At 62.4% G+C, this 21,688-nt stretch carries 22 protein-coding genes; 14 read left to right on the top strand and 8 right to left on the bottom strand.

All coding sequences use genetic code 11. From position 1 onward, the window contains the following. Positions 1-23: 23 nt before the first annotated feature. The 9 genes from NLX68_RS03065 to trpE all read left to right on the top strand — a co-directional run bounded on the left by NLX68_RS03065 (position 24) and on the right by trpE (position 10,847). A complete protein-coding gene (locus NLX68_RS03065; RefSeq protein WP_254282622.1) occupies positions 24-2,414 on the top strand; it encodes a transporter substrate-binding domain-containing protein in 2,391 nt (796 codons plus the stop codon). Between the two features lie 9 nt (positions 2,415-2,423). Continuing rightward, positions 2,424-3,053, top strand: coding sequence for a response regulator transcription factor (locus tag NLX68_RS03070; protein WP_010221455.1), 630 nt, complete (start codon positions 2,424-2,426; stop codon positions 3,051-3,053). A 258-nt stretch (positions 3,054-3,311) separates the two neighbouring features. Beyond that, complete coding sequence (locus NLX68_RS03075) at positions 3,312-4,436, top strand: ABC transporter ATP-binding protein (RefSeq protein WP_010221456.1); 1,125 nt, start codon at positions 3,312-3,314, stop codon at positions 4,434-4,436. A gap of 40 nt (positions 4,437-4,476) precedes the next feature. Beyond that, positions 4,477-5,511, top strand: a complete 1,035-nt coding sequence (locus NLX68_RS03080) for an ABC transporter substrate-binding protein (RefSeq protein ID WP_254282623.1) — start codon at positions 4,477-4,479, stop codon at positions 5,509-5,511. A gap of 64 nt (positions 5,512-5,575) precedes the next feature. Beyond that, positions 5,576-6,823 (top strand): ABC transporter permease, encoded by a 1,248-nt coding sequence (locus tag NLX68_RS03085; protein ID WP_036995062.1) that lies wholly within the window; start codon positions 5,576-5,578, stop codon positions 6,821-6,823. An 11-nt stretch (positions 6,824-6,834) separates the two neighbouring features. Next, positions 6,835-7,662, top strand: coding sequence for an ABC transporter permease (locus tag NLX68_RS03090; RefSeq protein ID WP_254282624.1), 828 nt, complete (start codon positions 6,835-6,837; stop codon positions 7,660-7,662). 144 nt (positions 7,663-7,806) lie between these two features. Further along, complete coding sequence (gene rpe / locus NLX68_RS03095) at positions 7,807-8,481, top strand: ribulose-phosphate 3-epimerase (RefSeq protein WP_010221460.1); 675 nt, start codon at positions 7,807-7,809, stop codon at positions 8,479-8,481. Then, a complete protein-coding gene (locus NLX68_RS03100; protein WP_254282625.1) occupies positions 8,478-9,296 on the top strand; it encodes a phosphoglycolate phosphatase in 819 nt (272 codons plus the stop codon). Before rpe ends, NLX68_RS03100 begins: the two co-directional genes overlap by 4 nt. Before the next feature lie 69 nt (positions 9,297-9,365). Next, positions 9,366-10,847, top strand: a complete 1,482-nt coding sequence (gene trpE, locus NLX68_RS03105; RefSeq protein WP_254282626.1) for an anthranilate synthase component I — start codon at positions 9,366-9,368, stop codon at positions 10,845-10,847. 45 nt (positions 10,848-10,892) lie between these two features. Here the strand turns inward: trpE and estP are convergent, their stop codons facing one another. After that, positions 10,893-12,815 (bottom strand): esterase EstP, encoded by a 1,923-nt coding sequence (estP, locus tag NLX68_RS03110; RefSeq protein WP_254282627.1) that lies wholly within the window; start codon positions 12,813-12,815, stop codon positions 10,893-10,895. A gap of 404 nt (positions 12,816-13,219) precedes the next feature. Here estP and NLX68_RS03115 point away from each other — a divergent pair, with 404 nt between their 5' ends. The 4 genes from NLX68_RS03115 to NLX68_RS03130 are packed head-to-tail and all read left to right on the top strand — an operon-like array spanning position 13,220 to position 16,463. Then, a complete protein-coding gene (locus NLX68_RS03115; RefSeq protein ID WP_254282628.1) occupies positions 13,220-13,813 on the top strand; it encodes an aminodeoxychorismate/anthranilate synthase component II in 594 nt (197 codons plus the stop codon). A 9-nt stretch (positions 13,814-13,822) separates the two neighbouring features. Continuing rightward, complete coding sequence (trpD, locus tag NLX68_RS03120; RefSeq protein ID WP_254282629.1) at positions 13,823-14,872, top strand: anthranilate phosphoribosyltransferase; 1,050 nt, start codon at positions 13,823-13,825, stop codon at positions 14,870-14,872. Then, positions 14,869-15,705 carry an indole-3-glycerol phosphate synthase TrpC gene (gene trpC / locus NLX68_RS03125; protein ID WP_254282630.1) on the top strand — a complete coding sequence of 279 codons (837 nt, stop codon included), beginning with the start codon at positions 14,869-14,871 and terminating at the stop codon, positions 15,703-15,705. The genes trpD and trpC overlap by 4 nt, the downstream gene beginning before the upstream one ends. A gap of 53 nt (positions 15,706-15,758) precedes the next feature. Further along, entirely contained in the window at positions 15,759-16,463 is a 705-nt protein-coding gene (locus tag NLX68_RS03130; protein WP_254282631.1) for a lipoate--protein ligase family protein, read from the top strand. Here NLX68_RS03130 and crp read toward each other — a convergent pair. Then, positions 16,460-17,104: a cAMP-activated global transcriptional regulator CRP gene (gene crp / locus NLX68_RS03135; protein ID WP_254282632.1), complete on the bottom strand. Its 645-nt coding sequence runs from the start codon at positions 17,102-17,104 to the stop codon at positions 16,460-16,462. The two genes, NLX68_RS03130 and crp, sit on opposite strands and share 4 nt — an antisense overlap. A 192-nt stretch (positions 17,105-17,296) precedes the next feature. On the opposite strand from crp, the gene NLX68_RS03140 reads away from it, so the two are divergent. After that, positions 17,297-17,719, top strand: coding sequence for an OsmC family protein (locus tag NLX68_RS03140; RefSeq protein WP_010221469.1), 423 nt, complete (start codon positions 17,297-17,299; stop codon positions 17,717-17,719). A 66-nt stretch (positions 17,720-17,785) separates the two neighbouring features. Here NLX68_RS03140 and NLX68_RS03145 read toward each other — a convergent pair whose 3' ends face one another. From NLX68_RS03145 to NLX68_RS03170, 6 genes are all read right to left on the bottom strand, one after another. Then, positions 17,786-18,205, bottom strand: a complete 420-nt coding sequence (locus NLX68_RS03145; RefSeq protein WP_254282633.1) for a hypothetical protein — start codon at positions 18,203-18,205, stop codon at positions 17,786-17,788. Next, positions 18,205-19,245: a DUF2157 domain-containing protein gene (locus tag NLX68_RS03150; RefSeq protein WP_254282634.1), complete on the bottom strand. Its 1,041-nt coding sequence runs from the start codon at positions 19,243-19,245 to the stop codon at positions 18,205-18,207. Before NLX68_RS03150 ends, NLX68_RS03145 begins: the two co-directional genes overlap by 1 nt. A gap of 8 nt (positions 19,246-19,253) precedes the next feature. Next, positions 19,254-19,901 (bottom strand): 2-polyprenyl-3-methyl-6-methoxy-1,4-benzoquinone monooxygenase, encoded by a 648-nt coding sequence (gene coq7, locus NLX68_RS03155; RefSeq protein ID WP_254282635.1) that lies wholly within the window; start codon positions 19,899-19,901, stop codon positions 19,254-19,256. 65 nt (positions 19,902-19,966) lie between these two features. Continuing rightward, on the bottom strand, positions 19,967-20,305 hold the full coding sequence (locus tag NLX68_RS03160) for a histidine triad nucleotide-binding protein (protein WP_010221473.1): 339 nt from the start codon (positions 20,303-20,305) through the stop codon (positions 19,967-19,969). Positions 20,306-20,376: 71 nt separating this feature from the next. After that, positions 20,377-21,150: an SDR family oxidoreductase gene (locus NLX68_RS03165; protein ID WP_254282636.1), complete on the bottom strand. Its 774-nt coding sequence runs from the start codon at positions 21,148-21,150 to the stop codon at positions 20,377-20,379. 75 nt (positions 21,151-21,225) lie between these two features. After that, positions 21,226-21,672, bottom strand: a complete 447-nt coding sequence (locus NLX68_RS03170; protein ID WP_254282637.1) for a DUF805 domain-containing protein — start codon at positions 21,670-21,672, stop codon at positions 21,226-21,228. Between the last annotated feature and the right edge of the window lie 16 nt (positions 21,673-21,688).

Genomic DNA, 21,688 nt, shown 5'->3' on the forward strand with positions numbered 1-21,688 from the left:
TCCTACCCTTGATGAGAGTGCAGATGAAGCGTGTGCGCTGCCTGTTGCTTATCGGCTGTTTTTGCCTGCCCTTGATCACGTGGGCGGCTTCGGCTGCCGCGCCTGCGCAGGTTGTGCTGGAGCCTGCACAGCAGCAGTGGCTTGAGCAGCATCGCAGCCTGCGGGTCGGGCTGGTGTTGCAAGCACCCTTCGCCCAGTTCGACCGGCGCCTGCAGCAGCTCTATGGGGTCAACGTCGAGCTGATGAACTGGCTCGGCCGCTCATTGGGACTAGACCTCACCTGGCGCAACTTTCCTGACCAGGCGGCACTGGAGCATGCGTTGCTGGCTGGCGAAGTCGATCTTGCTCCGGGCCTGACCCAGACCCCTGCCAGCTTGCGCCTGTGGTTGTTCAGCGACCCTTACATGCGCGTGCCGCAACTGATCGTCGGGCCGCGTACCGGCGCGGTGGCGGTTGATCTGGAAAAGCTGGCCAGCACCGACCGGGTCGCCGTGCGCATGCCCAGCACCGTGGCCGATTATCTGCGTGCCACCTATAGCAATCTCAACCTGCAAGGTGTGCCTCAGGAGCGCCAGGCCTTGCAGTTGGTGCTCAGCGAACAAGCACGCTTTGCCGTGGTGGATGAGGCGCAATTGAGCCGCCTGTCGCGGGAAAGCGAGTTCAGTGAGCTGGTGGTGGTCGGTGATATCGGCTTGCCGCAGTTGTTGAGGGTTGGCTCGCGGCGGGACTGGCCCGAGCTGGCCAAAATTCTTGAGCGCGGCCTGCAGGCCATTCCAGCCAAGGACCTGGAGCAATTGCACCAACGCTGGCTGGAGCCGAAGTATCCACGGCTCAGCGAATCCCCGGGCTTCTGGCAGAACCTCGGCCTGCTGCTGGCGGCGCTGCTGTTGAGCTGCGTGGCCATAGTTCTCTGGCAGCGCCGACAACTGCATCAGCTCGAACACAGCCTGCTGGCCACCCGCGACACCCTGGCCCAGCGCCAGGCCCGTGAAGAAGCCTTGCGCCTGAGCCAGTTTTCCATCGATCAGAGCACGGTGGGGATCCTCTGGGTCAACTGGGACAGCCATGTGCGCTACGCCAATCGGGCCGCCGAGAGCATGCTCGGCTACGCCTCGGGGGCTCTGATCGACCGGCCGTTGATCGATTTCGAGCCGAACCTGCACATGGACCGCTGGCTCGACCTGTGGAAACGCGCCCGGGCCAGCGATGAGGCGCCACAGCACTTTGAAACCCGGTGCCTGCGTGCCGATGGCAGCCTGTTGCCGGTGGATGTGTCGCTAAGCTTCCTGCGTTTTCGCGATGCCGAGTACCTGGTGGTGTTTCTCGCCGATGTCACCGAGCGCCGGCGTGCGTTGGCAGCCTTGCGCGAGAGCGAGGCGCGGCTCAAGGGCATCGCCGGCAACGTACCGGGGTTGGTGTTTCGCCTCGAACGCAACCCGGCTGAAGGCGAGCTGGAGTTCCCCTATATCAGTGAAGGCAGTGAAGCTTTGGTGGGCTACACGCCGGCCGCGCTCCAGCACCCGGACATGGGCCTGCGCAACCTGGTGCACCCGGATGACCGCGCCGACTATCACCGGGTCCAGGACCTGGCCCTGGCCAGTGACAGCGACTGGTCGTGGCAGGGGCGGATCCTGACCCGTCAGGGCGAACAGCGCTGGGCCGACATCAAGGCCAGTACCCGCACCCTGGCGGATGGCCGGGTGGTCTGGGACGGAGTGGTCTGGGATATCAGCCAGAGCAAGCGCGTTGAACTTGAGCTGGCGCGCTCCCAGGAGCAACTGCGCGAACTGTCGGCGCACCTGGAAAGCGTGCGAGAGGAAGAAAAGGCCCGTATCGCCCGGGAAGTGCACGACGAGTTGGGGCAGATGCTCACGGTGCTGAAGCTGGAAACCTCGATGTGTGAACTGGCCTATGCCGAACTGGATCCCGGTCTCAACGAGCGCCTGGGCAGCATGAAGCGCCTGATCGCCCAGCTGTTCCAGCTGGTGCGTGATGTGGCCACCGCCCTGCGCCCGCCGATCCTCGATGCCGGCATCGCTTCGGCCATCGAGTGGCAGGCCAGGCGTTTTGAAGCGCGTACGCAGATCCCCTGCCTGGTGCAGGTGCCGGAGAATCTGCCACCCTTGAGTGATGCCAAGGCCATTGGCCTGTTCCGCATCCTGCAGGAGGCGCTGACTAATGTCATGCGCCATGCCCAGGCGCATACTGTGCAGATCAGCCTGAGCCTCAATGGCCAGGCCCTGCAGCTGACGGTGATTGACGATGGTATGGGATTTGTCCTGGAGCAACGTCGGCCTTCGTCGTTCGGCCTGGTTGGCATGCGTGAGCGGGTGCTGATGCTGGGCGGCCGCATGACCCTGGAAAGCGAACCGGGCGAGGGCACCAGCCTGAGCGTTGCCATTCCTCTGGATTAGGAGCATTGCGTGATTCGAGTACTGGTTGCCGAAGACCACACCATTGTCCGTGAAGGCATCAAGCAGTTGATTGGCCTGGCCAAGGACATGCAGGTAGCGGGGGAGGCCGGCAATGGCGAGCAATTGCTGGAAACCCTGCGCCATACCGAGTGCGAAGTGGTGCTGCTGGACATTTCCATGCCCGGGGTCAACGGCCTGGAGGCGATCCCGCGGATTCGCGCCTTGAACAACCCGCCGGCGATCCTGGTGCTGTCGATGCACGACGAAGCGCAGATGGCGGCGCGGGCGCTGAAGGTCGGCGCTGCCGGCTATGCCACCAAGGACAGCGATCCGGCCCTGCTGCTGACCGCCATTCGTCGGGTGGCCGGTGGCGGGCGCTATATCGACCCTGACCTGGCCGACCGCATGGTCTTCGAGGTCGGCCTGACCGATGCCCGGCCGCTGCATTCATTGCTGTCGGAGCGGGAGTTTTCGGTGTTCGAGCGCCTGGCCCAGGGCGCCAACGTCAACGACATAGCCCAGCAACTGGCCCTGAGCAACAAGACCATCAGTACCCACAAGGCACGGTTGATGCAGAAGCTCAATGTGAACTCGCTGGCGGAATTGGTGAAGTATGCGATGGAGCACAAACTGTTGTGAGTGTTCCAGAAGCGACATCGTGTTGCCTTCATCGCGGGGCAAGCCCGCTCCCACAGGGGGCGGGACTGTAGGAGCGGGCTTGCCCCGCGATAGCATCGAACCTGCGAACACATATCCAAAAACGCCATCCTTGTAGGGCAATCCCTACCCCAAGCCTTCCATCGCGCTGATATCAATCTCTCTCCACCCCCGATTTGCGCCGCTTGCCGCCTTCACTAGGCTTTGGATACAGCAGTCATCCAACAAAAAGGTGCGGGTATGAGTGAGGTGAATTCGAGCGCTGCAACCGGCGAAGTGCTGGTCAGCTTCCGTGGTGTGCAGAAGAGCTACGACGGCGAATCGCTGATCGTCAAAGACCTCAACCTGGATATCCGCAAGGGTGAGTTCCTCACCTTGCTCGGCCCGTCCGGTTCTGGCAAGACCACCAGCCTGATGATGCTCGCAGGGTTCGAAACGCCGACCGCAGGCGAGATCCAGCTGGCCGGCCGTTCGATCAACAACGTGCCGCCGCACAAACGCGACATCGGCATGGTGTTCCAGAACTATGCGCTGTTCCCGCACATGACCGTGGCCGAGAATCTGGCTTTCCCCCTGAGCGTGCGCAACCTGAGCAAGACCGACATCAGCGAGCGGGTCAAGCGTGTGCTCAACATGGTTCAGCTCGATACCTTCGCCCAGCGCTACCCCGGTCAGCTTTCCGGTGGCCAGCAGCAGCGGGTGGCCTTGGCCCGGGCGCTGGTGTTCGAGCCGCAGTTGGTGCTGATGGACGAACCTCTCGGTGCTCTCGACAAGCAGCTGCGCGAACACATGCAGATGGAGATCAAGCACCTGCACCAGCGCTTGGGCGTCACTGTGGTCTACGTCACCCACGACCAGGGCGAAGCACTGACCATGTCGGACCGCGTGGCGGTGTTCCACCAGGGCGAGATCCAGCAGATCGCCGACCCGCGCACTCTCTATGAGGAGCCGAAGAACACCTTTGTCGCCAACTTCATCGGTGAAAACAACCGCATCAATGGCCGCTTGCTCAGCCACGACGGCGAGCGCTGCCAGGTGCTGCTGCCGCGCGGCGAGAAGGTCGAGGCGCTGGCGGTCAATGTCGGCCAGGCCGGCGAGCCGGTAACCCTGTCGATCCGCCCCGAGCGCGTGCGCCTCAATGGTCACAGCGAAAGCTGCGTCAACCGTTTCTCCGGGCGCGTGGCCGAATTCATCTACCTGGGCGACCACGTGCGGGTACGCCTGGAAGTCTGCGGCAAGGCCGATTTCTTCGTGAAGCAGCCGATTGCCGAACTCGACCCGGCCCTGGCCGTGGGCGATGTGGTACCGCTTGGCTGGCAGGTGGAGCACGCCCGCGCGCTCGATCCTTTGCTGGAAGCCAATTGAAGGTTTGCTTCACCAACCCTGTACTGTGGAGAGAATAATAATGTTCAAACACTTGAAGTTGACCGCCCTGACCTTGGGCCTGTTCGCGGCAACCCAGGCCATGGCGGCGGCCGACCTGACCGTGATTTCCTTCGGCGGCGCCAACAAGGCGGCCCAGGTCAAGGCGTTCTACGAACCATGGGAAAAGGCGGGCAAGGGCAAGATCGTCGCTGGCGAGTACAACGGTGAAATGGCCAAGGTCAAAGCCATGGTCGACACCAAGAGCGTGTCGTGGAACCTGGTGGAAGTCGAATCGCCGGAGCTTGCCCGTGGTTGCGACGAAGGCATGTTCGAGGAGCTTGATCCTGCACTGTTCGGCGACGAGGCCGACTACGTTCCCGGCGCAATTCAGCCGTGTGGCGTTGGCTTCTTCGTCTGGTCCACGGTCATGGCCTACAACGCCGACAAACTGAAGACCGCACCGACCAGTTGGGCGGATTTCTGGGACACCAAGCAGTTCCCGGGCAAGCGCGGCCTGCGCAAAGGCGCCAAATACACCCTCGAATTCGCCCTGATGGCCGACGGCGTTGCGCCCAAGGACGTTTACAAGGTGCTCGCCACCAAGGAAGGCCAGGATCGCGCCTTCAAGAAACTCGACGAACTCAAGCCCAGCATCCAGTGGTGGGAAGCCGGTGCACAGCCGCCGCAGTACCTGGCCTCGGGTGACGTGGTCATGAGCTCGGCCTACAACGGCCGCATTGCCGCCGTGCAAAAAGAGAGCAACCTGAAAGTCGTCTGGAACGGTGGTATCTACGACTTCGACGCCTGGGCCATCCCCAAAGGCGCCAAGAACGTTGAGGAGGCGAAGAAGTTCATCGCCTATTCGGTCCAGCCTGAACAGCAGAAGACCTACTCGCAGAACATCGCCTACGGCCCGGCCAACTCCAAGGCGGTCGCGCTGCTGTCCGACGAGATCAAGAAAGACATGCCGACCACCCCGGAGAACATCGCCAACCAGGTGCAGATCGACGTGGCGTTCTGGGCGGACAACAGCGAGCAGCTGGAGCAACGCTTCAACGCCTGGGCTGCCAAGTAAGGGCTGCTGATGGGGCGTCGGCTTGCCGCCGGCGCTCCTTGTTCTCAAGATTTCGGAGTTCGCTATGGCCATCGCAGTGCCCCTGAATGAAGGCGCCGGTTCCAACCTCAAGCAGCGCCTCAAGCGTGCCGAGCGGGTCAACCGCTGGAAGGCGCAAGCGCTGATCGCGCCGCTGGCGCTGTTTCTGCTGCTGGTGTTCCTCGTGCCGATTGCCGCGCTGCTGTACAAGAGCGTGGGTAACCCGGAAGTGGTGGGCGGCTTGCCGCAGACCGTAACCGCCGTGGCCGAGTGGGACGGCAAGGGCCTGCCAGGGGAGGCGGTGTACAAAGCGCTGAGCGAAGACCTTGCCCAGGCGCGCAAGAACCAGACCCTGGGCGATACCTCCAAGCGTCTGAACATGGAACTGGCCGGCTATCGCAGCCTGCTGGCCAAGACCGCCCGAGCGCTGCCGTTCAAGACCGAACCGGCTTCCTATAAAGAAGCCCTGCAGGAACTGGACGAGCGCTGGGGCGATCCGGCCTACTGGCAGGCGATTCGCCGTAACACCAGTAGCGTCACGCCGTTCTACCTGCTGGCGGCCCTCGACCATCGCATCGATGACCTCGGTGAGCTGGCCAAGGCCACTCCGGACCAGGCCATCTACCTGGACATCTTCACCCGTACCCTGTGGATGGGCTTCGTCATCACCGCCATCTGCCTGGTGCTGGCCTATCCATTGGCCTACCTGCTGGCCAACCTGCCGACCCGGCAGAGCAACTTGCTGATGATCCTTGTACTGCTGCCGTTCTGGACCTCGATCCTGGTGCGGGTCGCGGCCTGGATCGTGCTGCTGCAATCGGGCGGGCTGATCAACAGTGCCCTGATGGCCATGGGCATCATCGACAAACCGCTAGAACTGGTGTTCAACCGCACCGGGGTTTACATCTCCATGGTGCATATCCTGCTGCCGTTCATGATCCTGCCGATCTACAGCGTGATGAAAGGCATCTCGCCAACCTACATGCGCGCGGCGATTTCCCTCGGCTGCCATCCGTTCGCCAGCTTCTGGCGGGTGTACTTCCCGCAAACCTACGCCGGCGTAGGCGCGGGCTGCCTGTTGGTGTTCATCCTCGCCATCGGCTACTACATCACCCCGGCGCTGCTTGGCAGCCCCAACGATCAGATGGTCAGTTACTTTGTGGCCTTCTACACCAACACCAGCATCAACTGGGGCATGGCGACCGCGCTGGGCGGCTTGCTGTTGCTGGCCACCGTGCTGCTTTACCTGATCTATAGCTGGCTGGTCGGCGCCAGCCGCCTGCGCCTGAGCTGAGGAGCGTTGTCATGCTGAGCCCCTACATGTCGCCCGTCGAGCGGGTCTGGTTCTACAGTTTGCGCATCCTGTGCGGCCTGATCCTGTTGTTCCTGGTGTTACCGGTGCTGGTGATCATTCCGTTGTCGTTCAACTCCGGCAGCTTCCTGGTCTACCCGCTGCAGGGCTTCTCGCTACAGTGGTACCACGACTTTTTCGCCTCGGCCGAGTGGATGCGGGCACTGAAGAACAGCATCATCGTGGCGCCAGCCGCCACGGTGCTGGCGATGGTCTTCGGTACCCTGGCCTCGATTGGCCTGACCCGCGGTGATTTCCCGGGCAAATCGCTGATCATGGCCTTGGTGATTTCGCCCATGGTGGTACCGGTGGTGATCATCGGCGTGGCCAGTTACCTGTTCTTTGCCCCGCTGGGCATGGGTAATAGCTTCATTTCGTTGATCCTGGTGCATGCGGTGCTCGGTGTGCCGTTCGTCATCATCACCGTTTCGGCGACCCTGCAGGGCTTCAACCACAACCTGGTGCGAGCGGCAGCCAGCCTTGGCGCCTCGCCGTTGACCAGCTTCCGCCGGGTGACCTTGCCGCTGATTGCGCCGGGGGTGATTTCCGGGGCGTTGTTCGCCTTCGCCACCTCGTTCGATGAAGTGGTGGTCACCCTGTTCCTGGCCGGCCCCGAGCAGGCAACCCTGCCACGGCAGATGTTCAGCGGTATCCGCGAGAACCTCAGCCCGACCATCGCCGCAGCGGCAACCTTGCTGATTGCCTTCTCTGTGGTGCTGTTGCTGACCCTGGAGTGGTTGCGTGGGCGTAGCGAGAAGCTGCGTACCCAGCAGCCGGGTTGAGGCCTTTTCGCGGAGCAAGCCCGCTCCCACAGGAGAGGGCTTGCCCCGCGATGAGCACCCGTCGAGCGCCTTGATACCGGTCAGCCCCTGAGCGTTTCCCTGAGGTACAATGCGCGCCACTGTGATTCTGCCTACAGGTGCGCCATGCAGCCCTACGCTATTGCCCCCTCGATTCTTTCTGCCGACTTCGCCCGTCTGGGCGAGGAAGTCGACAACGTCCTGGCCGCGGGTGCCGACATTGTTCACTTCGATGTGATGGACAACCACTACGTGCCCAACCTGACCATCGGCCCGATGGTCTGCACCGCCCTGCGCAAGTACGGCATCACCGCGCCGATCGACGTGCACCTGATGGTCAGTCCGGTCGACCGCATCATCGGCGACTTCATCGAAGCGGGCGCCAGCTACATTACCTTCCATCCGGAAGCCAGCCTGCACATCGATCGTTCGCTACAGTTGATTCGCGACGGCGGTTGCAAGGCCGGCCTGGTGTTCAACCCGGCGACCCCGCTCGACACCCTCAAGTACGTGATGGACAAGGTCGACATGATCCTGTTGATGAGCGTCAACCCGGGCTTCGGTGGCCAGAAGTTCATCCCCGGTACCCTCGACAAGCTGCGCGAAGCCCGCGCGCTGATCGATGCCAGCGGTCGTGACATCCGCCTGGAAATCGACGGCGGCGTGAACGTCAACAACATCCGTGAAATCGCGGCCGCTGGCGCCGATACCTTCGTCGCAGGCTCGGCGATCTTCAACACCCCGGACTACCGCGAGGTGATTGCCAAGATGCGCGCCGAACTGGCCCTGGCCCGCCCATGAGTGGCTTCGAGCAGCTGTTCCCCGGCGCCCTGCCCAAACTGGTGATGTTTGATCTGGACGGTACCCTGATCGATTCGGTACCGGACCTGGCAGCGGCGGTGGATAACATGCTGCTCGCAATGGGGCGCCAGCCCGCCGGCCTTGAGGCAGTGCGCCACTGGGTCGGCAATGGTGCGCCGGTGCTGGTGCGCCGCGCGCTGGCGGGTGGCATCGATCACGAGACGGTCGATGACGACGTAGCGCAGCAGGGCCTGGAGCTGTTCATGCAGGCCTACGCCGAAAGCCATGAGCTGACGGTGGTCTACCCCGGTGTGCGCGACACCCTCAAGTGGTTGCACAAGCAGGGTGTGGAAATGGCCCTGATCACCAACAAGCCCGAGCGCTTCGTTGCACCCTTGCTCGATCAGATGAAGATCGGCCGCTATTTCCGCTGGATCATCGGCGGCGATACCCTGCCACAGAAAAAGCCCGACCCTGCCGCGTTGTTGTTTGTCATGAAAATGGCCAGCGTTGCGCCTGAGCAGGCCCTGTTCGTCGGCGACTCACGCAGTGATGTACTCGCGGCCAAGGCCGCCGGGGTCAAGTGCGTGGGCCTGACCTATGGCTACAACCATGGCCGGCCGATCAGCGAAGAGGCGCCGTGCCTGGTCATCGACGACCTGCGCGCGCTGTTGCCTGGTTGCTTAGATCCGGCCACTGGGATAACGTTGGCGGACGTTCAATCCCCCTCAGATCGAGATTCCATCGTGGCGGTTACCGGCAAACTCTGGATGAAAGTCATCAAGGCCCTGGCCCGCTGGCGTTGGCGCGCCTGACTGCCATCTGCCGGCACATGCCGGCCTGCTTGCCTGCCTGACCCATCTGCTGCTTGCCACGAGGCTATCATGACCCGCGAAGAATTCCTGCGCCTGGCCGCTGCCGGCTACAACCGCATTCCCCTGGCCTGCGAGACCCTGGCCGACTTCGACACGCCACTGTCGATCTACCTGAAACTGGCTGATCAACCCAACTCCTACCTGCTCGAATCGGTGCAGGGCGGCGAGAAGTGGGGGCGCTACTCGATCATCGGCCTGCCGTGCCGTACGGTGTTGCGGGTGCATGATCACCAGGTGCGGATCACCCACGACGGTGAACTGATCGAACAGCATGAAGCAGAAGATCCGCTGGCCTTCGTCGAAGCCTTCAAGGAGCGCTACCAGGTACCGACCATTGCCGGTCTGCCGCGTTTCAATGGTGGCCTGGTCGGTTACTTCGGCTATGACTGCGTGCGTTATGTCGAGCGGCGTCTGGGCAAGTGCCCGAATCCTGATCCGCTGGGGGTACCGGATATTCTGCTGATGGTGTCCGACGCCGTGGTGGTGTTCGACAACCTGGCCGGCAAGATGCACGCGATCGTGCTGGTCGATCCGGCCCAGGAGCAAGCCTACGAAAACGGCCTGGCCCGACTCGAAGGCCTGCTCGCGCAACTGCGCCAGCCCATCGCCCCGCGCCGTGGCCTGGACCTGGGCGGGCCGCTGCCGGCAGAACCTGCGTTCCGCTCAAGCTTTACCCAGAGCGACTACGAGCGTGCGGTCGATACCATCAAGGAGTACATCCTCGCTGGCGACTGCATGCAGGTGGTGCCATCACAACGCATGTCCATCGACTTCAAGGCCGCGCCGATCGACCTGTACCGGGCGCTGCGCTGCTTCAACCCGACGCCGTACATGTACTTCTTCAACTTCGGCGACTTCCATGTGGTCGGCAGCTCGCCGGAAGTGCTGGTGCGGGTCGAGGACAACCTGGTCACCGTGCGCCCGATCGCCGGCACTCGCCCACGCGGCGCCACCGAAGAGGCCGACCGCGCGCTGGAAGAAGACCTGCTGTCCGACGACAAGGAAATCGCCGAGCACCTGATGCTCATCGACCTGGGCCGCAACGATGCTGGCCGGGTGTCGGAAACCGGCTCGGTCAAAGTCACCGAGAAGATGGTGATCGAGCGCTATTCCAACGTCATGCACATCGTTTCCAACGTCACCGGTGAGCTGAAGCAGGGCCTGAGCGCCATGGATGCACTGCGCGCGATCCTGCCGGCGGGCACCTTGTCCGGGGCGCCGAAGATCCGCGCCATGGAAATCATCGACGAACTGGAGCCGGTCAAGCGTGGGGTCTACGGCGGTGCGGTAGGTTACTTTGCCTGGAACGGCAACATGGATACCGCGATTGCCATCCGCACGGCGGTGATCAAGGATGGCGAACTGCATGTGCAGGCCGGTGGCGGCATCGTTGCCGACTCGGTGCCTGCGCTTGAGTGGGAAGAAACCATCAACAAGCGCCGGGCGATGTTCCGTGCGGTAGCGCTGGCCGAGCAAGCGCCACGCAGCTGAGCCTGACTCACGGCGCCTGCTTGCGGCAGGCGCCGTTTTCCTTCCTTAGAACTCCAGGCTCAACGCCAGGTTGACCCCTTGCTGGGTCAGCTCGTCGCTCTTGCGCCAGTTGTAGCTGCCGCGCAAGGCCAGGCCCGGCGCCAGTGTCTGGCTCAAGCCCAGGGTTGCCCGGTTCAGGTTGCTCTGCGGGGTATAGCCGGTCAGGGTGAAGTCGTTGCCCGGCAGGCTGTTGAGGTGAATGGTCAGGTCCTGGCGGTCGTCTTCGAACTCGTGTTCGTGAGCCACTTCGGCGAACAACAGGGTGCTTGGCCCAGCCTGGTATTTGCCCTGCAGGCCCAGGCCCAGGCGCCGCGATTCACGCTCCTGATCGTCGAAGCTCAAGGCCGTGGCGCGGGTGCCTTTCTCCGAATACCCATCGACCTTCACCCGTGCATAGTCGGCGCTGACGAAAGGCGACAGGCTCCACTGGCTACCGGGTGCCGCCAGGTCATAACCCAGTCGCGCGGCGAACGCCCACAGCTCGCCATCGGTATCACCTTTTTCGCTGCGATCATTCACCCCCAGGGCGGAGGTGCGCTTCAGGTCGCTGTAGTCCAGGTGCCCGCCGGTCAGGGCGGCGTCGGCCCACCACTGGTTCTGCTGGAACTGCACAAAGGCGGTGGCCAGGTAGCTGTCGAGCTTGTAGTCGGAGTCTTGCTCGCCGGCTTCAAGCTTCTGTTGATAAACACCGGTAGCAACGCCAACACGCCAGGCGTCATCCAGGCGATAGCTACCGCCCAGGGTCAGGTTGTAGCCATGGCCATCGGCGCTGGCCGAGCTGCGCTGGCTGTCGATATCCAGGTTCTGCCCACCAGCGGCAACGATGGCCTGCCATTGACCGACCGGTTGCCAGCTGCCTTGCCACTGATTGCGCAGTTCATCCTGGTGCGCGCGCAGGCTGGCGTGAGCCATTTCCGGTAGCAGCGTCAGCTCCCAGGGCGCCGAGAGGATCGAGAAGGCGTAGTCGGCGATGAGCTCCTGCCCAGCGGTGGTGGGATGGACCGAATCGTTGAACAGCAGCTTGCTCGGATCGGGCGTGGCACTGTTGATGCCGTACGTTGCGTTCTGCACGCAGCCATTGCCGCTGAAGCAGGTCCCGACCAGGTTCTGCCCGCTGGCCAGGCCGAACTGCGTCGGAGCAGCCAGGGCTTCCTGGAGCAGCAACGGCACATTGAGCGGAATGACTTGTGCGTCAATCTGGCTCAGCTGGCCGACCAGTTGCTGGTTGAAGATGCTGCTCAGTTGCGAAGCCGGGCCTTGCATCGGCGTGCCGTTCATTGCCGGGGTCAGGCCCAGGTCGGGCAGCAACCAGACCATGATGTACTGCGCGCCGCCCTGCTGCAGAGCCTGGGCGCTGGCGGCCAGGCGATTGGCGGCGGCTGCGGCGGTTGCCGGGCTGGTGATCTGCCCCTGGAGGAAGTCGTTGCCGCCACCGGTCAGGTAATAAAGCGCGTTAGGGTCGGCGCGCAATCCGCCCGCCAGGTAGCCCGGGCGTTCGCGCAGCACGGTGCCGGCACCGGGATTGCCTGGTGGAATGATTACGTCGGAAGTGCCGGTGATCGAGTCGAGAATCTGGTCGGTGCGGTAGCCGCCCACTGCCCAGTTGTTGCCGTCAGGACGACCGAGTGCGGCATTGACCGGTGAAGTCGAAGCGCCCAGGTCAGTCGGAGCAATACCCAGCTGCGCCCCGAGCAACATGGGCGATACCGCGCCGAAGGCCTCGCCGTTGCCATAGGTCGGGCCGATACGGTTGGTAAAGCGCTGGGTAGAGCCTGGCGCACCGTTGCTGTCGGGGAATTGCCCGGCATCGGCAAGGCTGTCACCGAAGACGATCAGGGTCGAGTAGGGGGAAGGGCCGGCATAGGCACTGGAGCAGGCCAGGGCCAGCAGCGAGAATGCACAGGGCAACAGAGAACGCGCGTTCAACATCGCAAAGATCCTTTTTCGTTGTTGTTATCGGATGACGCCTTAGGACGTTAGCAAAACATTCCACGCGTCTTCCATCGCTAAAGCGTTTCGGCATGCCTCGGTCATATTGCGTGGACCGCGCCGGTAGGCTACTGTGCGGGAACGTATGAACGAGACCTACCCCGTGTTGATCGTCAGCAAACTCTTGATGCGCGTAATCAAGGCCCACGCCCGTTGGCGTTGGCGCGCCTGACTTTATCTCTTGCCGGTTAGCCGGCCCTGTACCGCTTTGCCTTTCTGAACGCTTTACCTGCTGTAGCCAGCTGTTGCTGGTGGGCGCAGGCAGACTCGCACCTGTTGCCCTGCGCACAGGCACTTCGAAAGGCATGTATTCAAAGTCAGTAGATGCAAGAGGTTGAACCCAGATGTTACTGATGATCGACAACTACGACTCCTTCACCTACAACGTCGTGCAATACCTCGGCGAATTGGGTGCAGAGGTCAAGGTCATTCGCAATGACGAACTGACCATCGCCCAGATCGAAGCCCTGAACCCCGAGCGCATTGTCGTCTCCCCCGGCCCGTGCACGCCGACCGAAGCCGGTGTATCGCTGCAGGCCATCCAGCATTTTGCCGGCAAGCTGCCGATCCTCGGCGTCTGCCTGGGCCACCAGTCCATTGGCCAGGCCTTTGGCGGTGATGTGGTGCGCGCCCGCCAGGTGATGCATGGCAAGACCAGCCCGGTGTTGCACAACGACCAGGGGGTGTTCGCCGGCCTCAACAACCCGCTGACCGTGACCCGCTACCATTCGCTGGTGGTCAAGCGCGAAACCTTGCCCGAATGCCTGGAGCTGACCGCCTGGACTGCCCTTGAAGACGGCACGGTGGACGAGATCATGGGCCTGCGCCACAAAGAGCTGAACATCGAAGGGGTGCAGTTCCACCCCGAATCGATCCTCACCGAGCAGGGCCACGAGCTGTTCGCCAACTTCCTCAAGCAGACCGGCGGCCGCCGTTAAGGATCGAACATGGATATCAAGAGCGCGCTGAGCCGCATCGTCGGTCACCTGGACCTGAGCACCGAAGAAATGCGCGATGTCATGCGCGAAATCATGACCGGCCAATGCAGCGAGGCGCAGATCGGCGCCTTCATGATGGGCATGCGCATGAAGAGCGAGAGCATCGACGAAATCGTCGGTGCCGTGTCGGTGATGCGAGAGCTGGCTGACAAGGTCGAGCTCAACACCCTCGACCAGGTAGTCGATGTGGTCGGCACCGGCGGTGATGGCGCCAACATTTTCAACGTATCCACCGCTTCGGCCTTCGTCGTCGCCGCGGCCGGCTGCACCGTGGCCAAGCACGGTAACCGTGCGGTCTCGGGCAAGAGCGGCAGCGCCGACCTGCTGGAAGCAGCCGGTATCTACCTGAACCTGACGCCGGTACAAGTGGCGCGCTGCATCGACAGCGTCGGCATCGGCTTCATGTTTGCCCAGACCCACCATAAGGCGATGAAGTTCGCCGCCGGCCCACGTCGTGACCTGGGCCTGCGTACTCTGTTCAACATGCTCGGCCCGCTTACGAATCCGGCCGGGGTCAAGCACCAGGTCGTTGGCGTGTTCACCCAGGCACTGTGCCGCCCGCTGGCTGAAGTGCTGCAACGCCTGGGCAGCCAGCATGTATTGGTGGTGCATTCGAAAGATGGCCTGGATGAATTCAGCCTGGCGGCGCCAACCTTTGTTGCCGAACTCAAGAACGACCAGATCACTGAATATTGGGTCGAACCCGAAGACCTCGGCATGAAGAGCCAGAGCCTGCACGGCCTGGCCGTGGACAGCCCGGCCCAGTCGCTGGAGCTGATCCGCGATGCCCTGGGCCGGCGCAAGACCGAGAACGGCCAGAAGGCTGCGGAAATGATCGTGCTCAATGCCGGCGCTGCGCTGTACGCGGCCGACCACGCCATGAGCCTCAAGCAGGGCGTGGAGCTTGCGCACGATGCTCTGCACACCGGCCTTGCCCGGGAAAAACTCGAAGAACTGGGTGCCTTTACCGCGGTATTCAAGCAGGAGAATGAAGGATGAGTGTGCCGACGGTTCTGGAAAAAATTCTCGCCCGCAAGGTTGAGGAAGTCGCCGAGCGCAGCGCTCGGGTCAGCCTGGCGGAGCTCGAGCGTATGGCGGCAGTCGCCGATGCTCCGCGCGGCTTTGCCAAGGCCCTGATCGAGCAGGCCAGGCGTAAGCAGCCGGCAGTCATTGCCGAGATCAAGAAAGCCTCGCCAAGCAAGGGCGTGATCCGTGAAAACTTCATTCCGGCCGACATCGCCGTCAGCTACGAGAAGGGCGGGGCGACCTGTCTGTCGGTGCTGACCGATGTCGACTACTTCCAGGGCGGCGACATCTACCTGCAACAGGCGCGTGCCGCCTGCAAACTGCCGGTGATCCGCAAGGACTTCATGATCGATCCTTACCAGATCGTCGAAGCTCGGGCGCTCGGCGCCGATTGTGTACTGCTGATCGTTGCGGCGCTGGATGACGTGAAGATGGCCGAACTTGCCGCCACGGCAAAAAGCGTAGGCCTCGACGTGCTGGTTGAAGTACACGACGGCGACGAGCTGGAGCGGGCGCTGAAGACCCTCGACACACCGCTGGTCGGGGTCAATAATCGCAACCTGCATACCTTTGAAGTCAACCTGGAAACCACCCTCGACCTGCTGCCGCGCATCCCCCGTGATCGCCTGGCCATCACCGAGAGCGGCATCCTCAACCGCGCCGACGTCGAGCTGATGGAAATCAACGAGGTGTATTCCTTCCTGGTCGGCGAAGCGTTCATGCGTGCCGAGCACCCGGGGCTGGAACTGCAGCGCCTGTTCTTCCCGGAGCGCGCGGTGCAGAACCCGGGGCAAGCCCTGGATTGAACCAACTCTGAAGCCGGCAATGCCGGCTTTTTTGTCTCTACAAGGTTAATGCGATGACTGATCAAGTGGTTGATGTCACTGTCGAGGCCGGGCTGCACGCCGAGCAGGAGTTGCTGGCGGCTGTGTGCAAAGGCGAAAAGGATCATGGCCTGTTGTTCTGGCGTCCGACTGACCACGCCTTGGTCATGCCCCGGCGCATGAGCCGCCTGGAAAGTTTCGAGGCCGCCTGTGCCGAGCTTGCGATTGCCGGCTGGCCGGTATTGTTGCGCGAAACCGGTGGTGAGCCGGTGCCGCAGTCGCCTGCGGTGATCAACATCGCCCTGGTGTATGTGGCACCGAAAAGCGAGGGTGATCACGGGCGAATTGAAAACGCCTACGAGCGCCTGTGCCTGCCGTTGTGTGATGTGTTGCGCGAGTGGGGCGGGTTGGCGTCGGTGGGGGAAATCGAAGGGGCGTTCTGTGATGGGCGCTACAACGTCAACCTCAACGGCCGCAAGCTGGTCGGCACCGCCCAGCGCTGGCGCCAGGGCCTGGGCGGCAAGCGTCCGGTGGTGTTGGTGCATGGTGCGTTGTTGCTGGATAACGAGCGCGAGTCGATGGTGGCAGCGGTCAACCGCTTCAATGAATGCTGTGAGCTGGAACAGCGCTGCCTGGCCGACAGTCACATTGCCCTGCACGAAGTGGTGCCCCAGGCGCCGTTGCTCGAGCGCCTTGGCCAGGCCTATGCCGAGGTGATCAAGGGGATCGCCCGCGACTAGCGGGTACCGAAGACCACCATGGTCTTGCCTTTTACGTGCACCAGGCTGCGTTCTTCAAGGTCCTTGAGCACGCGGCCGACCATTTCTCGTGAGCAACCGACGATCCGGCCAATCTCCTGGCGGGTGATCTTGATCTGCATGCCGTCCGGGTGGGTCATGGCATCCGGCTGCTTGCACAACTCCAGCAGGCAGCGGGCAACCCGGCCAGTGACGTCGAAAAACGCCAGGTCGCCGACCTTGCGCGTCGTATTGCGCAGACGTTGTGCCATCTGGCTGCCCAGCGCGTAGAGAATGTCCGGGTCGTGACGTGCCAGCTCGCGGAATTTTTCGTAGCTGATTTCCGCAACTTCACACTCGCTTTTGGCCCGGACCCAGGCGCTGCGCCGCTGTTCCTGGCCAGCCGGTTCGAACAGCCCCAGCTCGCCGAAGAAATCACCGCTGTTGAGGTAGGCGATGATCATTTCGTGGCCATCGTCATCTTCAATCAGGATGGTCACCGAGCCCTTGATGATGAACGACAGGGTTTCGGCCTTGTCGCCGGCGCAGATGATGTTGCTCTTGGCCGCATAGCGGCGGCGCTGGCAATGGACCAGCAGCTTGTCGATGTTCTTGATCTTGGCTGGAAGGGCTGATGCAACCATGGCTGGATCCCGGTCAGGAGGCGACACTTCAATTTCTTTTATAGGTTGTCTGGCGATAAGCGCCAGTGATTTGGCGTCAGCTTATCAGACACTCGCCCCTCTATCGGCAGATTTACTCGTGCGCTTGAGCTTTTCCACCGGGCCCGCAGGGTCTAAGCTGGCAGCCTTTTTTCGAACTAGGGAGTCCAGGTAATGAAGGCGCGTATCCAGTGGGCAGGTGAAGCCATGTTTCTGGGCGAATCGGGTAGCGGCCATGTGGTCGTGATGGACGGCCCGCCCGAGGCCGGTGGTCGCAACCTGGGTGTGCGGCCCATGGAAATGCTGCTACTGGGCCTGGGTGGCTGCAGCAACTTCGATGTGGTCAGCATCCTGAAGAAATCCCGCCAGGCGGTGGAGAGCTGCGAAGCCTTCCTTGAAGCCGAGCGCGCCAGTGAAGACCCGAAGGTGTTCACCAAGATCCACCTGAACTTCGTGGTCAAGGGCCGTGGCCTGAAAGAGGCCCAGGTCAAGCGTGCGGTCGAGCTGTCGGCAGAGAAGTACTGCTCGGCCTCGATCATGCTCGGCCGGGCTGGTGTCGAGATCACCCACAGCTACGAGATCGTCGAGCTCGGTTGATGGCCAGCCATCGCGGGGCAAGCCCGTTCCTGCGGGTTGTGGGAGCGGGCTTGACCCGCGATCAGGTTAACCGCGCAGGCGCTCCAACCCAAACAACCAGGCCAACCCTGGAACCAGCGCCACCAATAACCAATGCAGGTTAAAGCCAAGCAAGCCAAAGATTTCTGCTGTGCTCCAGGTATTGCCAAAGGCATTGGCAAACAGCAGGCATTGCAGCAAGGCAGTCAGCGCGGCGAACAGCGCAAAGCCTCTACCGAGCAGTCGCCGCCTGTGGATAAAACAGCCGACCAACACGAACAGCAGTTGCCCTGGCAGCGAGAACAACAGCAGATCGAAAGCACTGTTGCCATCAGGTTGGGAGATTTCTGGCAGCGTCAGGCTGAAGGGCTCCTCCCTCATGCTGGCAGTCATCAGGCACACGAACAGGTAGGCCACCAGCGCCAGACCCAGGCTTTGCAACAGGCGAACACAAAACAGCCTGAGCATCAGCGACGCAGCCCTGGCAATAGATTGAGTAAACCCTCCGGGAGTTGTGCCCGTAGCCGACTGCTCAGATTCTCGCGGTGTTTCTGGTACAGCAGGCCCAGGCCAATCACGCCCAGGCCGATAAAGGTCAGCACCACCGGGAACAGCAGCGATTCGGCAAACACCTGGTAAGACAGATAGCCCAGGTACATTGCCACGCCGATGCCGCCAAAGACCATGAACAGCGGTCGGCGCAGCAGTACCGCAATGCCCATCAGGCCGAGATTGATCAGGCCGTACAGGGCTTTGTCCCATTCACTGTCGGTGTCCAGCAGCGGCAAGCCGAACCAGAATGCCAGCAATCCGGCCAGGTAACCCCAGAACGCATAGTCCTGGCGGGTGCGACCGTCGATCACCAGGAACACCAGCAGCATCGCCAGGCCAAACCACAGCGACACCGTGCGCCGTTGAGTCCAGTCGAAGGCTTCGCCGTAGAACCATTCGCTCAAGTCCATGGACATGAACCACAAGGCCACGGCGATCGGCATGACGATGAACGGGAAAGGGATCAGCCGCAGCATCAGCAAGCCGGCCAGTATCGTCGCCGCTTCCATCAGCAGCCAGCCGCCCTGCACGTAGGTGTAGTAGTGGTGGTAGTTGCCCTGGGCATCGTCCAGCGGCCAGAAACCGCTGAGCCGCTCCACGGCAAACACCGCCAGCGGCACGATACTCACCGCCACCGCGGCAAGTACCCCGGCGGGGATGAGTTGGCCGCGGCGTTGCAGGAGTAAACCACCCAGGGTCAGCGCGCCGATGTACACCAGGGCAACCAGCAGCAGGGCGCTGTCACCGATGCGCATCCAGGCTTCACTGAGCAACCAGCCCATGGCGGCCATGATCAGCAGGGCGCCGAAGTAAAACGCCACATGGGCCAGCTGAAAACTGGCCTGGGCTTGTGGCTGGCGATTGAGGAATTCAAGCAGGGCCTGGTCCTGGCCCGGTTTCAGAACGCCGGCGCTAACTGCGCGGGCCAGGTCCTTGGCATCGAAGCGCTCTGTCATCGACTGTCCTAGATACGATAAGTGCTTTTGGTCATGACCTTGGCCATAAGGCTCATGCCGAACTTCACCGGTGCCGGGAAGCGGAAGCCGCCCGCATCCAGGGCGGACTCGGCATGTTGCTCTTCGTCGATACGCATCTGTTCAAGAATCGCCCGGGACTTTTCATCCTCGGCCGGGATCTGCTCCAGGTGCTCGTCCAGGTGCTTGCACACCTGATGCTCGGTGGCGGCGACAAAGCCCAGGCTAACCTTGTCGCTGACCAGGCCGGCAAGGGCGCCAATACCGAAGGACATGCCGTAGAACAGCGGGTTGAGCACGCTGGGGTGGCTGCCAAGCTGGCGAATACGCTGCTCGCACCAGGCCAGGTGGTCGATCTCTTCTTCGGCGGCGTGCTCCATGGCCTTGCGTACCTGAGGCAATTTGGCGGTCAGGGCCTGGCCCTGATAGAGCGCCTGGGCGCAGACTTCACCGGTATGGTTGATACGCATGAGCCCAGCCACATGGCGGGTTTGCGTTTCGTCCAGGGTAACGTCCGGCTGGATGATCGCCGGTGACGGTCGGGCAGGGTGGCCGCTGAAGGGCAGCAAGGTGCGCATGGCGGTGTCGGCCTGCAGCAACAAGCGGTCGAGCGGGGAATAGTGACGTTCGGTAGCCATCGGGCACCTCCGCAAGAATGTGCCCGACAGTTTACCCCAATCGCGATGCCGGGGCTTGCCCTGGATCAGCCCGGTGGCCAGTGCATCTGACGCTGGCCAAGCACGTGCATGTGAATGTGGTAGACGGTCTGCCCACCTTGCTCATTGCAGTTCATGACCACGCGAAAGCCTTCTTCGCAGCCCAGTTCCTTGGCCAGCCGCTGAGCGGTGAAGAGGAGGTGTCCGGCCAGGCCCTTGTCTGCTTCGGTCAGGTCGTTGAGGGTGCGGATCGGTTTTTTCGGGATGACCAGAAAATGTACCGGTGCCTGCGGGGCGATATCGTGGAAGGCCAGAACCTGGTCGTCCTCGTAGATGATCCTGGCCGGGATCTCCCGGTTGATGATCTTGGTAAACAGAGTATCCACTACGGCTGCTCCATGAGAGTAATCGGACTTGAGTGTACGCAGGCCAGGCGCGTGCGCCCAGCCCTGTGCTACTAGCGGGGGCAATAGGCCTGGTTGATGGCGCCGGCCAGCTTGCGCGTTACCCAGCGCGACAGCAGGCGCGGGCTGAAGGCCAGCCAGCGGTTGCGGCGGCCAGGGATGATCAGGGCGCGGTTCTTGTCCAGGGCGCGAACGGTATACAGCGCTACTTCCTCGGGGCTCAGGCTGCGCTGGCCTGTCTCCAGCCGTGGGATGCGCCGCAACGGCGAGCGCACGGGGCCTGGGCAGAGCACCGAAACCTTGATGCCGGTGCGTTTGAGTTCTTCGCGCAGGCCTTCGGAAAAGTGCAGCACATAGGCTTTGCTTGCCGCGTAGCTGCTCATCCAGGGCCCCGGGGCAAAGGCGGCGAGGGACGCAACGTTGAGGATCTGCCCGCCGCCCTGAACCGCCATGGCATTACCCAGGGCGTGGCAAAGGCGGGTCAAGGCCAGGATATTCACCTCGATCAGGTCCTGTTCATCACTCCACTCCTGGGCCAGGAAGTGGCCGTAGGAACGGATGCCGGCGCAGTTGACCAGCAGGTCGATATGCCGCTCGCTTTCTTCCAGTTCCAGCAGAAACCCCGACAGGCGCAACGGCTCGCCCAGGTCGCAGGCACGAAACAGCACTTCGACGCCAAAGCGCTGAGTCAGCTCGATGGCGATGCTTTCCAGCGGGTCACGCTGGCGGGCCACCAGGATCAGATTGCGTCCCCGACGTGCCAGCGCCTCGGCCAGTGCCAGGCCCAAGCCGCTGGAGGCACCGGTGATCATGGCGTAACGGGTCATGCAGTTCTCCAGTCGGGAAGAGTGGCCAAAGTGCGCAGTTTACAGGTAGCGGGCGTGAGGTGCTGCCGGTGTGATTCAGATACCGGGCCGGAACACGGTCAACACCACTGCGCCAACGATCACTACCAGCCACATCGAGGCCAGAATAACGACGGCCATGCTGTTGGGCGGCGGGGCAGGTCCGAAGCGATTGTTGCCTCGTTTGCCAGGCATCACCAGCAGGAGCAGCAGCAGGAAGTTGCCGACCCAGGGCAACAACACTGCCCAGCAGAACCAGCCACTCCAGTTAAGGTCGTGCAGGCGCTTGACGAAGAAGATCATGCTCATGATTCGAGCGATAAGGGCGGCAATCAGGAACAGTGCGCCAGCGTCTTTCCACACTGCACTGGTCACCCAGCCCAGCAACAGCGCGCAGGCCACGGTGCCCGCAATCAAACCCAGGCTCCAGGCCAGAAGGCGGAGCCGGCCGATTCGGCCTTGCGGGCTCATCAGCTCGTTTGCGAAGGTGAGGGTGTTGTTCATGCGGGCTTCCTTTGCC

This window comes from Pseudomonas sp. SBB6 (genome assembly GCF_024213215.1).
Taxonomy (GTDB): Bacteria; Pseudomonadota; Gammaproteobacteria; order Pseudomonadales; family Pseudomonadaceae; genus Aquipseudomonas; species Aquipseudomonas donghuensis.